The following is a 14000-nucleotide window of genomic DNA, read 5'->3' as shown; positions in this document are numbered from 1 at the left end:
CCATCGGGCCTACGGTCAACCCATCGGCGGCCGGGCCGACTTGCGGGCGCGTTCCGTGAGTCGGCCCATTCGGGCGCGGGCCGACTCCAGCTGCTCGATGTCGTCGGCGGCCGGACCGTCCTCGGCCGTGAGCTCGGTCCACAGGCCGATCAGATCGCGGCCCAGGTCCAGGCCCTGCTGCGGATCGCGCACGGCACGCCAGGCGGAGGCCGCGCTCTGGATGTTGCCGTAGGCCGCCTCCGCGTCCCGGGCGCGACGGCGGATCCCGGCGAGGTCGAGCGAGAGCCGGAAGGAACGGATCGGGTCACCCGCCAAATAGGCGATGTACGCCGTGAGTTCGCGCAGCCGCAGCACCTCGGTGTGCTCCGCTCCGAGCGCCGCCGACGCCTCCCCGACCGCGCTCTCGGCCAGCCCTGCGGCCGTCTCCACCCGCCCCGCCTTCACGGCCTCGTTGATCTGCGCCATCGGCTCCGCGAGGAAGTCGGGCGTGGTCGGCGGTTCGTCGCCGAGTACCGCCTCGGCCACGGCGTCGAAGCCGCGTGCCGGGGTGGGCTTGGGGTCGGGGTCGAGGGCCGGGTCCGGGGGGACGACGAGGAGGGTACCGGCCGAGCGGTCACGTGCGGGTTCCCGGCGGGGTGCGGGTGCGTCCTCGGGTTCGAGGCCACGCTGCGGCACCACGTCCATCGGCGGGGGCGGGCCGAACTCGCCCGTCGGCGCCGCGACCGTGCCGGGGGCCCTGCCCTCGGGCGGCTCCGGCAGCGCTCGCAGCGCGAACGTCTGCGCCGCCCCTCCCGTCGTACCGTCCGACGGCTCCGGGACGGCCCTCAGAGGGAACGTCGGCACGTTCTCACCCAGCGGCAGCGGCTCCGAGACCGCCCGCAGCGGGAAGGTCGGGGCGGTCTCCCGCACGGGTTCCTGCGTCGCACGAAGGACATGCGTCGGCTTGTCACGCCGGGGCGGCTCCTCGGGCTGCCCCGGTTCCACGGCGGCGGAGGCCTCCGAGGGCTCGGTGTACGAGGCCACCGGCTCGGCGAGGGAAGCCTCCGGCACGGCGGGCGACGGGGACGGCGCGGGCGACAGGGCCGGCACCGACGGCGAGGGCGGCGCGGGCGGTAGGGCCGGCGCGGGCGGCGGGGACGGCGGCAGTGACCGGTCAGGGGACGGTGCTGGTGGCGGGGACGGCACAGGAGGCAGGGCCGGCCGGCCCTTCGCCGCGTCCCGCGGCTCCCCCGCAGGAGCAGTCATCCCTACGGGTTCCCCCGTGAAACTGCTGGCCCCGTCCGCGTCCACCCGAAGGTGTACGACGTAACCGATCCGCTCGTCGTGGACCGTGGCGTGGACGGGGTTGCCCGTGGCGAGGGCCACGCGCTGGAGGTGGTTCAGGACGGCCTGCTGGATCTCCTCACCGGCGGCCGCGGCGACCGGCACGCCGCCGACCCACGCGCCGACGGTGCCGGCCGCGGGGACGCGGACGTCGATCGGTGCCGTCAGCAGGGCCGCCGAGCCCACGGCGCGGTTCTGATCCCGCTTCTTCTCGCGGCTGAGTCGAGACATCGGTTCCCTCACTCGGATGCGTCGGGGAGTCGGCGGACAGCGCGTCCGGATTCCATGGTGCTCCCTCCCGCCGTCGGGTTTCCGCTCCCCCGGCGTCAAGCTCCGGCCTTGCACGTACTGTTGCGTAGTCTCTCCGGTCGCTCCCGGTTCTCACGTCACCGTGGCGTCACAGACTCGTCCCAGGAGATCGCTCGCCGTCGCGTGACCGAATCCCGGGCCATGAGGATCGGTGGGCATGGCGAGGAAGGAGAGCGGGCATGTGCACGGACGTGCAGCAGGGACCGGAGATATGGATCCGCGGCCCGGTCACCGTACCGGAGCCGGGACACAGCGAGCCCGCCCATTCCGCCGCGACCGCCCGGCGCTACTCCTGGGTCGGCACACACGGCGGCGCCGGCGTCTCCACGCTCACCGCCGTCTACGGCGGTCACGACTGCGGCCGTGACTGGCCCGGCCCCGACGCCCCTCGGTCCGTCCTGCTCGTCGCCCGTACGCACACCTCCGGACTGGCGGCCGTCCTGCGCGCCCTGGAGGTCTTCCGGCTCGGGGAGGCTCCGCCCGGGCTCGACCTCGACGCCGTCGTTCTCGTCGCGGACGCGCCGGGGCGGCTGCCGCGGCCCCTTGAGAAGCAGGTCCGGCTGATCGAGTCGCACATCGACGTGTACCGCGTGCCCTGGGTGCCCGACTGGCGTCTCGGCGACCTGAACGGGACGCCGCCGCGCGAGACGGCGGCGCTGGCCCGCCTCACCGGGGCGACCACGCGGCGCAGGTAGAGGGTCGGGAGCTGGTGCGTCGGCACCCCCTGGACATGTAGATGCGTGCGCATATAATGCAGGTACTTGTAATTGTTCTGCGCCCATCACACCGATCACGCCGATCATCTGGGGGACCTCATGACCCACCGCCGCTTCCTGTTCGTCCTGGGCAGCAGCCGCACCGACGGAAACACCGAGCTGCTCGCCCGCCGGGCCGCCGAGCAGCTGCCGCGGGATGTCGAGCAGCAGTGGATCAGCCTTGCCGAGCAGCCACTGCCCGACTTCCTGGACCTGCGACGCGACAGCGAGCATGTGCACCCGCCCACCGGAACCGCCCCGGCGCTGCTGCTCGACGCCACACTGGCGGCCACCGACGTGGTGATCGCCTCGCCGCTGTACTGGTACTCGCTCTCCAGCCTCACCAAGCGCTACCTCGACTACTGGTCGGGCTGGCTGCGCACCCCCGGCACCGACTTCAAGGCGACCATGGCCGGCCGCACGCTCTGGGGCGTCACCGCGCTCGCGGACCACGAGCCGGCGGTCGCCGAGCCGCTGGTCGGCGCACTCAACAACTCGGCCGCCTATCTGGGGATGCGCTTCGGAGGGGTGCTCCTCGGCAACGGCAGCGGGCGCGGTGACGTACTGAACGACACCGACGCACTGGCCCGCGCCAAGACCTTCTTCACACAGGAGGCACCGCTCGCCCGCTTCCCGCACCAAGTCGGCTGAGCCCTACGCCGTGATGTCCTTCGTCGTGAACCGCGCCCAGGCCGCCGAGCCGAACACCGCCGCGTACAGGGCCTGCAGTTCGAGGTTCTTCACCAGGTCGTCCCAGTAGATCGGCTCGCGCATGAGGTCGGCGAAGGACAGCCAGTAGTGGGAGAAGAAGTACGGCTGTATCGCGTGGAGTTGGGGTATCTGGTCGAGGATCTGGACCGTGATCAGCAGTCCGACGGTGGTCGCCATCGCCGCGATGCCGCTGCCGGTCAGTGTCGAGACGAACAGACCGAGTGCCGCGACGCCGATGAGGGACACGGCGACGATCAGGGCGATCAGCAGGGCTCTGGCCAGGCCCTCGCCGAAGCTGATCTGTGTGCCGGAGATGGTCGTCAGGTCGCCGAGCGGGAAGAGAACGGCTCCGACCGTCAATGCCGAGACCGCGACGACGAGGGTGGCGACCAGGCAGAACGTCATCACCGTCGCGTACTTGGTGAGCAGCAGACGGGTGCGGCCGGCGGGGGCGACCAGGAGATAGCGCAGGGTGCCCGAGTTCGACTCGCCGGCGATCGCGTCGCCCGCGACGACCCCGATCGCCATCGGCAGGAAGAACGGGAGCGTGGCGGCCAGCGCGGTGAAGACCAGGAACAGGCCGTTGTTGGTGATCTGCGAGATGAACGCCGGGCCCCCGCCGCCACCCCGGCCCCCGCCCGCGGACGAACCGTCGCTCGTCTCGATCTTGACGGCGATCCCCACCAGGATCGGCACGGCCGCCAGGACGGCCAGCAACGCGAGGGTGCGCCAGCGCCGGAACGTGGTGAGCAGTTCGCTGCGCAGGAGCCCGAAGGTCCACAGCAGCCGTGGAGCGCGGATCGCCTCAGCCTGCGACATCGAAGCCCTCCCCCGTCAGCGCCACGAACGCGTCCTCCAGGGAGGCCCGCTCCACGCCGAAGCCGCGCACGCGGACACCGGCCGTCACCAGCGCGGCGTTCACCTCGGCGAGGTCGCCGTCCGGCGGCTCGGCGGTCACGCGATCCTCGGCGGTGACGACATCGGCGGCGCCCTGCTCCTTCAGGACGCGGGCCGCGTCCACGGTGTCGGGGGTGGTGACGACCAGTCGGCCGCGCGCCCCCGCCGCCAGGTCGGCCACGGCGCCCTGGGTGATCAGGCGCCCCTGCGCCATCACCGCGGCATGGGTGCAGACCTGCTCGATCTCGTCGAGAAGGTGGGAGGAGAGGAAGACGGTCGTGCCATCGGAGGCCAACTCCCTGACCAGGGAACGGATTTCGCGCATTCCCTGCGGGTCGAGCCCGTTGGTCGGCTCGTCGAGCACGAGCAGTTTGCGTGACTGCAGCAGCGCGGCCGCGAGGCCGAGCCGCTGTTTCATGCCCAGCGAGTACGCCTTCGCCTTCTTGCCGGCCGCAGCCGTCAGGCCCACCCGCTCCAGCGCCGCCGTGACGCGGACGCGCCGGGTGCGCGGATCGGCGGTCGGGTCGGCGGCGTCGTAGCGAAGGAGGTTGTCGCGTCCGGAGAGGAAGCCGTACAGGGCGGGTCCCTCGATGAGAGCGCCGACGTGCGGGAGCACGGCGCGCGAGGCCCGTGGCATGGGCCGGCCGAGCACACGCGCCGTGCCCGAGGTGGGCTCGATGAGGCCCATCAGCATGCGGATGGTGGTGGTCTTGCCCGAGCCGTTCGGACCGAGGAAGCCGAAGACGCTGCCCGCCGGGACGGTCAGGTCCAGGCCGTCGACGGCGAGCTGTCCGCCTCGGTAGCGCTTGGTGAGCGCCCGGGTGGCGATGACGCTGTCACCCGGCTCGCTCTGTTCCGGCTCCGCGGCGGACGGCTCGTCCATCGGCTCCCTCGATTCGTGCTCGTACGACCTCGTGCGGCGGTTACACACAGTGAGTACGAGTGGCCGCCGCGCAAGGTTCCCGGCTAGCCCGCGTTCGCCGCCTTCACCAGCGCGTCCTTGGTCACCGCGCCGACGTAGACCTTGCCGTCGTCGGTCATCAGGGCGTTGATCAGGCGGGTCTTGAAGACCGTGCCCGAGCCGAACTTGCCGGAGACCTTGTCGCCGAGCGAATCCAGGAAGCCGCCGACGGCTCCGCCGCCGGCCTCGGAGCCGGAGGGCATGCCCTGGCCGCCGGTGTCGAAGGTGGCGATGGAGTTCCAGCCCTTGCCGATGACGTTCAGTCCGTCGAGGCCCTTGGCGAGGCCCTCGTCCGGCTTCGGAGCCTTGTCGCTGCCCTTGCTCCCGTGCTCGGTCCGGCTCCCGTGCTCGGCCTTGCTCCTGTGCTCGGCCTGGCTGTCCTCGGTGACCTTCGCGCCCTTGGGCACGGTGAAGTCGAAGGTCGAGGCACTCGGCCTGGCGAAGCTGACCTGGGTGAAGCCGGCGTCGATGACCGCGGCGCCACCGCTCGACGGGGTGAGCGTGAACTTCAGCGGCAGCCCGGTCTTCGAGTCCACGGCCACGGTGATCTGACCGACCGTCGAACCGGACTGCTTCGGCTTGACGACCAGCCGGTACGCGTCACGGCCCGCGACCTGGGCGGTCCCCTGAACGGTCACCGACGTGGTGTCGTCGACCGACCTCAGGACGTCCTCGGTGAGGTCCTTGGGCGTGGCGGGGACGTCTTCGTTCTGCTTCGCGCTCGCGTTGCCGGGAGAGGCCGAGTGGTAGACCTCGTTCGACTGGCTGTCGTAGCCCCAGACGTCCTTGCCGTTGTGGATGAGGCTGTACTCCGCCGCATGCTCCAGCAGCGACACCTTCTGGCGGTCCGGGCCGTCGGCCGCGACACGCAGGGTGTGGGTACCGGTGGCAAGCTCCGTGAGCTTGGAGGACGGGTCGGCGGACGAGCCGTCACCCGACCCCGCGGCGCCGGACGTCAGGCTGTTTTCGAGACCGCCGAGGTTCGGCAGTCCCAGATCCGTGCTGATCTTCACCGTGCCGGACATCTGCTGGACGTCCGACTTGGCGATCTTGTCGATGAGTTGCTGTGCGCTGATCTTCGGCAGGTCAGGGTCGCCGGAGTTGGCGAGGGCCGGGACGAGGCCGATGGTCGCCGCCGCCACCCCCACCACCGCGACCGGGACCACGTACCGCGCGGCCTTGCGCCGGCCCGCGCGCAGGTCGTCGGCCTCCCCGGCGGTCGTACTGTCGTCGGATTCGTACGGTGCCATGTGTGCACTACCTCCGTCGTCGGCGGCGGCTTGCCCAACTGTCGTGCTCTCGTTGTCCACCCCGAGCCGCCATTCTCACCCGAATCGGTGAGGAGTGGTGTTTTCCGTGGTTTCCATCTCACCAAATCGGCCGGGAAGAAGCGTCAGACCCCGGAGGCAACTCCGCGTACTCCTGGGGTATGACACGAGAGGGCGGCGCCTCCCCCGACCCGTAGGGGTCACGAGGGAAGACGCCGTCCTGGTGAGGTTGTGTCAACTACTCGATCAGCTCTGCAGGAACACGTAGTCCGCCTGGTAGGGGACGCCGACGATCGCGCCCGGCGAGTAGGAGCCGGACGGGGCGACTCCGCCGAGGGTGTTGAGCCGCAGGATCTCGGCGGTGTCCGCGAGCAGGCCGTGGTGTTTGCCGGACCGGGTGGCCTCGAGGTCGAGCTCAGGGATGTTGCCGTCCCCGTTCGGCGTCTTCGACAGCACGGCTCCGGTCACCGCGCTGCCGTCCGGCGCGACCCACTGCGGGGTACCGGAGTTGGGCTTGACGAACGTGTGCCGGATGCCGCCGCCGAGCAGGGCGTTGACGTCCCGCTGGGCGAAGGCGTAGCCGCCGCCGTCGGCCGGCTTGCACTCGTAGATCTGCTTGCCCTTGACGACCGACGCCTGGAAGTTGTCCAGGGCGTGGCGGAAGTCGAAGGCGGCGACCGTGACCTTGTGGAGCCGGCCTCGGACGGCTCCACCGGGGAACTCGGCGGTGTGCAGGTTGGCGTAGAAGGAACCGGGATCGGACGTGAGAGCGGCGAGCAGGTCGTGGTCCTCGACCTTGACGGTGCCGGTGACGCTGTGCCGCTTGCTCTTCTTCAGCAGGTCGGTGAAGTCGACCTTGACGCCGCCGTTGGTGCCGTTGGCGCCCTGGTGGATGTGGAGCATGGTCGGCTTGCCGGTTCCGCGCCAGGTCACGGCCACGGACACCATATCGCCCTTCACCTTGATGAACTCCACCGCGGCACCGTCCTTGTCGCCGACGGCCGGACCGCCCGCCACGGGAACCTCGTTGGCTCCCCGCAGACTGGCGGCGAGGAGGGTCCCCCCGGTGCCGCCGGACACGGTCCCGCTCTGGGTCACGATGCTCTGGCCGCCCATGCCGCCGGAGTGGTCCGCGTGGTCGGCGCGGGTGCCTCCGGCTGCGAAGGCGGGAATCACCGCGGCGGCTACACCGCCGGCGGCGGCCACCGCGACAGCGGTGACGATCAGGCTCTTACGGCGCTTCGAGAACGTCGCTTTCATGCCCATGATTCTGTTTTCTCCCCGTAGACCGGCCGACGCCCCCTGCGTCGGCCTTCTGCGTATGACTACGGAAGTGATCTCAGTTTGGACTCAGTACAGACATGTGACAGGCATCACACTGCCTTAGACGCAGGTCCATGGCGCGTTCAGACGCAGGTCCGCGTCGAGTTCAGACGCAGGTCAGTGGCGAGTTCAGCCGGCCCGGTGCACCACGGCGTCGCACATTTCCATCAGCGCGAGCCTCGCGCCGCACTCCGGCAGCGGAGCCAGCGCCGCCCGCGCCTCCTCGGCGTAGCGCACGGTGTCCCGGCGCGCCTGCTCCAGCGCGGGGTGCGCGCGCAGTGCCGTGAGTGCCTCCGCGAGCCGCGCGTCGTCGCCCAGGTCGGAGTCCAGCAGCTCACACAGGGCGATGTCCTCGGCCAGTCCCAGCCGCGCCGCCCGCTCCCGCAGCCGGAGCACCGGCATGGTGGGGATCCCCTCGCGCAGATCGGTGCCCGGCGTCTTTCCGGACTCGCGCGAGTCGGAGGCGATGTCCAGCACGTCGTCGGCCAGCTGGAAGGCCACGCCGAGCCGCTCCCCGTACTGCGTCAGCACGTCCACGACCGTCTCGTCGGCGCCCGACATCATCGCGCCGAAGCGGCACGACACGGCCACCAGCGAGCCCGTCTTGCCCCCCAGCACGTCCACGTAGTGATCGACCGGGTCCCGCCCGTCCTGCGGCCCCGCCGTCTCCAGGATCTGCCCGGTGACCAACCGCTCGAACGCCTCCGCCTGGACCCGGACCGCCTCGGGGCCGAGGTCGGCCAGGATGTGCGAGGCGCGCGCGAACAGGAAATCGCCGGTGAGGACCGCGACCGAGTTGCCCCAGCGGGTGTTGGCGCTGTCCACACCGCGCCGCACCGCGGCCTCGTCCATCACGTCGTCGTGGTACAGCGTGGCCAGATGGGTCAGCTCCACCACCACGGCCGACGGCACGATCCCGGGGGCGTACGGATCACCGAACTGGGCGGCGAGCATCACGAGCAGCGGGCGGAACCGCTTCCCACCCGCCCGCACCAGGTGCTGGGCGGCCTCCGTGATGAAGGGCACCTCACTCTTGGTGGCTTCGAGCAAACCTTCCTCGACGGCCGCCAATCCGGCCTGGACATCGGCTTCCAGAGCCTGGTCCCGCACGCTCAGCCCGAACGGCCCGACGACGGTCACGAGGGGTCTCCTGTCTGCTGGTGTCTGCTGGCGGTTACACGGTTTGTCGATAGGTCGCTGACATCACTCAAGTCAGCGTATCCGGTCACCTTTCGATCACCGATGCCACCCACCCGTCCACCACGGGCGGTATCGGATCACGACCGGTATGTTTTTGATCACCTGATATGAGCGGATATCTATCGACTTTCCCATCACCTTGCCTGTCGCCCCACCTGTCGCCTTGCCTGTCGGCGCCTCTGCCGGCTCCGACAGGTGGACGGCCTGCGCCCCGGACGAAGACGGACGCCGCATCCGGCAGCGGGCAGCCACCTTGAGGACGACCCCGCCCCCTTCGGCCGACCGGGGGGTCTGCTCTCACTCTTTCCGGCCCCGCGGCCACTACTCCATGAGGGTGGGCATGTCCGGCATCTCCTGGGGCGGCTTCAGCTCCCTCCAGATCGCGACCCTCCCGCCCGAGCCGCTCAAGCGGTCGTCAAGGCGTGCTCGACGGACGACTGCCATGACAACGACGCGCACCACAGAGGAGGTTCCGTCCTCACGGTGGACATGCGCGCGCGGGCGGCCACCGTGCTCGTCCGCCACTCCCGGATCCCCCGTAGACCACCTGCGACAGAGAGTCCCTTTCGCCCCTAATCAGGCGGTGTGCAACGAAGATAGAGAGGTGATCTTCCTTCGAACCAGGGGGACGTGGACCTCATGAACAGTTGATTGACTACGAGTTGGGCCTATTGCCCGATTTGCCACTGTTACCGGAGCCAGTGAGTTGGGTCACGCCGTCGCGCGAGTCGACGGCCGTCCGACTTCTGTCGATTTTCCTTCACCCGTACGCAAGTTGAGGGTTGGCAACCGCAAAGGATCAAGCGACCCATATGCCTCAGACCAAGGTCAATAGGCGTGATCTGTGAATTCAGTACTTGTTCCGGACATGTGCTCTCGCATACGTTCCCGGCCTGTCGGGCGGAACGCCGAATCCTGCCGCCGCCTGGACACGACCCATCGACGAACTCACTCGCACGGCAGGAGCGGGGGAACCAGGTAAGCCGCCGGACCGGGCACCGTCCCGGACCGGCTAGGGGTGAAGTCGCGTCGCCGCAGGGCGGCGCGGCCGGGCAGCTCCCGCCCGAACCCGACAGCTCACCTCGTAGGCGCCGGAGAGGAACCTCGCCATGCCTGCTGCCGCTCAGCACCGCCGCACCAAGAACTCCCGCCTCGCCCGCAAGCTCGCCGTCATCGGCACGGGCGCCGCCGTTCTCGCCCTCCCGATCATCGGAGCGACCAGCGCCTCCGCGGCCACCCCGACCGTGGCCACCGCCAGGTCCCTGGGCTACGCCGACAACCTCGACGGCTGGATCCGGGCCTCCCTGCAGGTGATGGCACAGAACGGCATCCCCGGGACGTACAACGGCATTTACCGCAACGTCATCCGCGAATCCTCGGGCAACCCGGCCGCCATCAACCTCTGGGACTCGAACGCGGCCGCCGGCACCCCGTCCAAGGGGCTGCTGCAGGTCATCGACCCGACGTTCCTCGCCTACCACGTGCCCGGCACCTTGTACGACCCCTACGACCCGGTCGCGAACATCACCGCCGCCTGCAAGTACGCGGCCGCGCGGTACGGATCGATCGACAACGTGTTCGGCGCGTACTGAGCCGTATCACCCGCTCGGGAAGAGTCTTTCGAGGACGACGGCGATGCCGTCGTCCTCGTTCGACGTGGTGATCTCGTCGGCCACCGCCTTGAGTTCGGGATGTGCGTTGGCCATGGCGACGCCGTGGGCGGCCCAGTCGAACATCGGGATGTCGTTGGGCATGTCACCGAAGGCGATCGTCCGCTCCGGTCCGAGTCCCAGGTGTGCGGCGGCCAGCGCGAGGCCCGTCGCCTTCGTGATGCCGCATGGCTGGAGTTCGACGGTCCCGGGTCCGGACATGGTGACGGTGGCCAGCGAACCGACCACCGTGCGCGCCGTCGACGCCAACTCGTCGTCGGACAGGTCGGGATGGCGCAGCAGCACCTTGCTGATGGGCTCGCCCCACAGGTCGTCGCGCCGGTCGACCCGCACGGCCGGCAGGGTCGGGTGCGGCATCAGATAGCCCGGTTCGATGAGCGTGAGTCCCTCCACTCCGTCCTGGTCGACGGCCGCGTACACCTGGCCCACCTCGGCCTCGATCTTGCCGAGGGCGGTCTCGGCCAGCTCCTGGTCCAGCGTGACGGACCACAGCAGACGGTCCGCGCCGGCGTCGTACACCTGCGCGCCCTGTCCGCACACCGCGAGCCCCGTGCTGCCCAGGGCATCCAGGAGCGGCCGCACTCCGGGCGCCGGCCGACCCGTCACGACGAGGTGACGGGCGCCGGCCTCGGCCACCCGCGCGAGCGCTGCGAGAGACCGGTCGGACAGCGTGTCGTCGCCTCGGAGCAGCGTGCCGTCCAGGTCGGTGGCGATGAGTGCATATGCGGTGGGTGCGGCCATGATCAGAGAATACGGACAGGACGCCCCACCGACTCACCGCGAACCGGACGATGGCGGAGTGCACCGCCGATCCTTGGTCAACTCCCCTGCTCCGGTGGGCTCTTCATCGCCGGGTGGGGTGCGCGGCGCCCGCCTGTCCGTGCGCTGCGGCCAGGTGTGTGGCGAGCCTCGGAGAGGCGAACTCCGTGCCGCACACGAAGCGCATCACGGGGCCGTACGACGACGCGGCCGGCAGGCCCGTGAAGTACAGGCCCGGAACCGAGGAGACGTACCCCGCGCCCAGTTTGGGCGCGCCCCGGCTCACCGCCAGACCTGTGCGCAGTCCGTGGCCGAGGACGTCCATCGCGGCGATGTCCACGCGGTATCCGGTCGCCGCGATGACGTGGTCCGCGGACAGCTTCTGGAGGCCACCCGCGTGCGTACGGACCGTCAGGGTCGGGCCGCCGTCCGCCGCGTCCGTGCGCACGATCCGGTCGACCTCGCTGACCTGCACCTTCCCCTCGAAGCGGTCGCGCAGCCACCAGGCGCCGAGCGGGCCGAGGACGCGGCGCACCAGATAGTGGCGTACCTCGGCCGGGAGGTAGCGGTAGGCGTGCGGGTAGTAGCTGAGGGCCCACAGGGACCAGGCGCGGCCGAAGGGCGACTCGGGGCGCAGTTTCGGCTGCTTCCACGGCGGTGCCCCGAAGGCGACCCTGCCGCGGCCGCGGGACACCAGCCTGACCTGCGCGCCCGCCTCCGCCGCCAGCGCCGCCGTCTCCAGCGCGGACTGGCCGGCGCCGACGACGATCAGGTCCTTGCCGGCGTAGCGCGTGAGGTCGTGCTGCTGAGAGCTGTGGGAGACCGGGCCCGTGGGCGTGGGCCCGTCCGGCGCGGCCGAGGCGAGCTCGGCCGGCAGGCGCTCCAGGCCGGACAGCCCGGTCGCCACGACGACCGCGCGGGCGGTGAACAACTCGCCCGAGTCCAGCTTCAGTTCGAAGCCGCCGCTCTTGCTCCGCTCCACCGACACGACCCGCACCTGCTCCAGCTCGGGCACCAGCTTCTGCTGGAACCACTCGCCGTAGGCGATGAACGTCTCGACCGGGATGATGTCCTCGTCCGTCACGAGCCGCTTGATGCCGGCGGCGTCGCAGTAGTCGACGAGGTTGTGCCCCTGCTGCGGGGCGTCGAAATTGGAGGCGACCGGAGTCGACTTCAGGAGCATTCCGACGGGCATGTGGTCGCGCCAGCTGACCATGGGGTCGCCGAAGACGCGGACGGGGATGCCGCGCGCTCGCAGATGGGCGGCGGTCGACAGGCCGAAGGGCCCGGCGCCGATGATTGCAACCGGTTGAATCACGAAGTCCCTCCCCAGGACAATCACTTCGTCACTTCGTGTCCGGCTCTCGCAGCTGGAACTGCCGGCTAGCTGCTCGAACTGGTGCTGCTGCCACGGCGGTTGGTCCGCCACAGTTGGTACAGGTGCTTCGCGCCAGGCCGCACGAAGCGCGCGAGCATCGTGACGAACGGCAGCGGGTCGTCACCCGCGAGCCAGGCCAGCTCCGTCCCGCTCGCGCGCGCCGGTGCGTGCGGCGTCGTATAGCCGCTGCGGCGGTAGGCGAGCAGGGCGGGCAGGTCGATGTTCTCCACGATGTACCGGTGGCCGGCCCGCTGTTCCCCCTCCGGGACGGGGCGCCCGGTCAGATCCAGATGCATGGCGCGGACGACGTCCACCCCGGACTCGTTCTCGAAGAGCCGGAACTGGGCGCCCATGCGCGGGTTGAAGTCGAGGAGTTTGTACAGGCCGTCGCGCCGGTCGAAGCGCAGGTCGAGGTCGATGATGCCGGTGAAGCCGATCTGTTTGATGAAACGCGCGGCAAGGTCCGCGAGTTCCGGATTGTCGACGACGTACGCGTTCGCCGTCATGCCCGCGTGCGGTGGCCAGGAGCGCACCTTGACTCCGGTGAACATGGCGAGCGGGGTCGAGTCCTGGTCGAAGTAGGCGTGCACGATCCAGTCCTCGGCGTCCTCCCGCGGCAGGTACTCCTGGAGGATCACCCCGGGGTGCTCGCCCCAGTCGCGGGCGAGGGTGAGCAGGCCCTCGCGGGTGGCGATCCTCGTCGTGCCGTTCACCGCGGGCTGCTTGCGCCGCATGAACGCCTCGCGGTTCTTGGCCACCACCGGGAAACGGGCCTTGTCGGCGAAGGCCACGATGTCGTCGTACGTCCGCGGGAACGCGGCCGTCGGGCTCGGGATGCCGTGTTCCACGCACAGTTCGTGCAGGCCCTGCTTGCTGGCGAGGCGGCGCGGCAGGGCCGGTTCGACGCGCGGGAAGAGGAAGAAGCTCTTGAGCGCGTCCTGGTTCTCGGCGATCAGGACGGCTGCCTCCTCGTCCGTGGGGACGAGGACGGTGGGACGGCCGATGCGGCGGCCGACGCGCAGCAGGCCTTCCACCAGACGGTCGGGATTCTCGGTGCCGGTGGTCGGCCAGACGAAGGCCTTCTTGAGATAGCGGGAGGAGGCGGCGGGCGTGTAGCGGTCCTCCGTGATCGCGTACATCGGCACGCCCAGGCGGCCCAGGCTGCGGATCGCGCCGACGCCGCCGTGGTGCAGCGGATAGTCGCCGAACTTGACGATCAGGCCGGGCACATCACGGTCGGCCTCAAAAGGCACACTCCTGCTGCTCCTGGCCACGGGTCCCCCCACGCGTCCCCCCTACGGACCGGACCCACCCCGTCCGTGTCCCCCAAAGGACGCTAAGCCGGAATTGGGGCCTCCGACAAGGCCAATTCGGACATTGCAAACTCTTTAGACACTGCCCAAGACAGGCAACTCAGCCGTAACGTGTGGCACGACCAGCAGGAAC

The 14000-nt window shown here is 70.2% G+C and carries 12 protein-coding genes, 1 pseudogene and 1 riboswitch; of the genes and pseudogenes, 4 read left to right on the top strand and 9 right to left on the bottom strand.

All coding sequences use genetic code 11. The annotated features are described in order from the left end of the window. Nucleotides 1-15: 15 nt before the first annotated feature. On the bottom strand, nucleotides 16-1554 hold the full coding sequence (locus ACYUED_RS26630) for a tetratricopeptide repeat protein (RefSeq protein WP_491285720.1): 1539 nt from the start codon (nucleotides 1552-1554) through the stop codon (nucleotides 16-18). Between the two features lie 257 nt (nucleotides 1555-1811). On the opposite strand from ACYUED_RS26630, the gene ACYUED_RS26625 reads away from it, so the two are divergent. After that, the gene (locus ACYUED_RS26625) at nucleotides 1812-2327 is read left to right on the top strand and encodes a DUF6668 family protein (protein ID WP_491285717.1); all 516 of its coding nucleotides are present in this window, start codon (nucleotides 1812-1814) and stop codon (nucleotides 2325-2327) included. 120 nt (nucleotides 2328-2447) lie between these two features. Further along, nucleotides 2448-3038: a flavodoxin family protein gene (locus ACYUED_RS26620; RefSeq protein WP_491285715.1), complete on the top strand. Its 591-nt coding sequence runs from the start codon at nucleotides 2448-2450 to the stop codon at nucleotides 3036-3038. Nucleotides 3039-3041: 3 nt separating this feature from the next. Here ACYUED_RS26620 and ACYUED_RS26615 read toward each other — a convergent pair whose 3' ends face one another. From ACYUED_RS26615 to ACYUED_RS26595, 5 genes are all read right to left on the bottom strand, one after another. Further along, a complete protein-coding gene (locus ACYUED_RS26615; protein ID WP_491285711.1) occupies nucleotides 3042-3917 on the bottom strand; it encodes an ABC transporter permease in 876 nt (291 codons plus the stop codon). Further along, a complete protein-coding gene (locus ACYUED_RS26610; protein ID WP_491285709.1) occupies nucleotides 3904-4878 on the bottom strand; it encodes an ABC transporter ATP-binding protein in 975 nt (324 codons plus the stop codon). The genes ACYUED_RS26615 and ACYUED_RS26610 overlap by 14 nt, the downstream gene beginning before the upstream one ends. 83 nt (nucleotides 4879-4961) lie before the next feature. Continuing rightward, nucleotides 4962-6206: a LolA family protein gene (locus ACYUED_RS26605; protein WP_491285706.1), complete on the bottom strand. Its 1245-nt coding sequence runs from the start codon at nucleotides 6204-6206 to the stop codon at nucleotides 4962-4964. Nucleotides 6207-6470: 264 nt separating this feature from the next. Then, the gene (locus tag ACYUED_RS26600; protein ID WP_491285704.1) at nucleotides 6471-7484 is read right to left on the bottom strand and encodes a CHRD domain-containing protein; all 1014 of its coding nucleotides are present in this window, start codon (nucleotides 7482-7484) and stop codon (nucleotides 6471-6473) included. A gap of 192 nt (nucleotides 7485-7676) precedes the next feature. After that, complete coding sequence (locus ACYUED_RS26595; RefSeq protein WP_491285702.1) at nucleotides 7677-8687, bottom strand: polyprenyl synthetase family protein; 1011 nt, start codon at nucleotides 8685-8687, stop codon at nucleotides 7677-7679. A gap of 385 nt (nucleotides 8688-9072) precedes the next feature. On the opposite strand from ACYUED_RS26595, the pseudogene ACYUED_RS26590 reads away from it, so the two are divergent. Beyond that, a pseudogene (locus ACYUED_RS26590) lies at nucleotides 9073-9284 on the top strand (CocE/NonD family hydrolase); the annotation flags it as partial. Between the two features lie 393 nt (nucleotides 9285-9677). Then, a riboswitch (cyclic di-AMP (ydaO/yuaA leader) is annotated at nucleotides 9678-9853 on the top strand. A gap of 3 nt (nucleotides 9854-9856) precedes the next feature. Continuing rightward, complete coding sequence (locus tag ACYUED_RS26585; protein WP_491285700.1) at nucleotides 9857-10339, top strand: transglycosylase SLT domain-containing protein; 483 nt, start codon at nucleotides 9857-9859, stop codon at nucleotides 10337-10339. 6 nt (nucleotides 10340-10345) lie between these two features. On the opposite strand, the gene ACYUED_RS26580 is transcribed toward ACYUED_RS26585, so the two are convergent. The 3 genes from ACYUED_RS26580 to ACYUED_RS26570 all read right to left on the bottom strand — a co-directional run bounded on the left by ACYUED_RS26580 (nucleotide 10346) and on the right by ACYUED_RS26570 (nucleotide 13807). After that, complete coding sequence (locus ACYUED_RS26580; protein ID WP_491285698.1) at nucleotides 10346-11158, bottom strand: HAD family hydrolase; 813 nt, start codon at nucleotides 11156-11158, stop codon at nucleotides 10346-10348. 103 nt (nucleotides 11159-11261) lie between these two features. Continuing rightward, nucleotides 11262-12494 (bottom strand): FAD-dependent oxidoreductase, encoded by a 1233-nt coding sequence (locus tag ACYUED_RS26575; RefSeq protein ID WP_491285696.1) that lies wholly within the window; start codon nucleotides 12492-12494, stop codon nucleotides 11262-11264. A gap of 65 nt (nucleotides 12495-12559) precedes the next feature. Then, on the bottom strand, nucleotides 12560-13807 hold the full coding sequence (locus ACYUED_RS26570) for a carboxylate--amine ligase (RefSeq protein ID WP_491285694.1): 1248 nt from the start codon (nucleotides 13805-13807) through the stop codon (nucleotides 12560-12562). Between the last annotated feature and the right edge of the window lie 193 nt (nucleotides 13808-14000).

It is taken from the genome of Streptomyces sp. DF42 (genome assembly GCF_058267695.1).
This window is presented reverse-complemented; position numbering and strand designations above follow the sequence as displayed.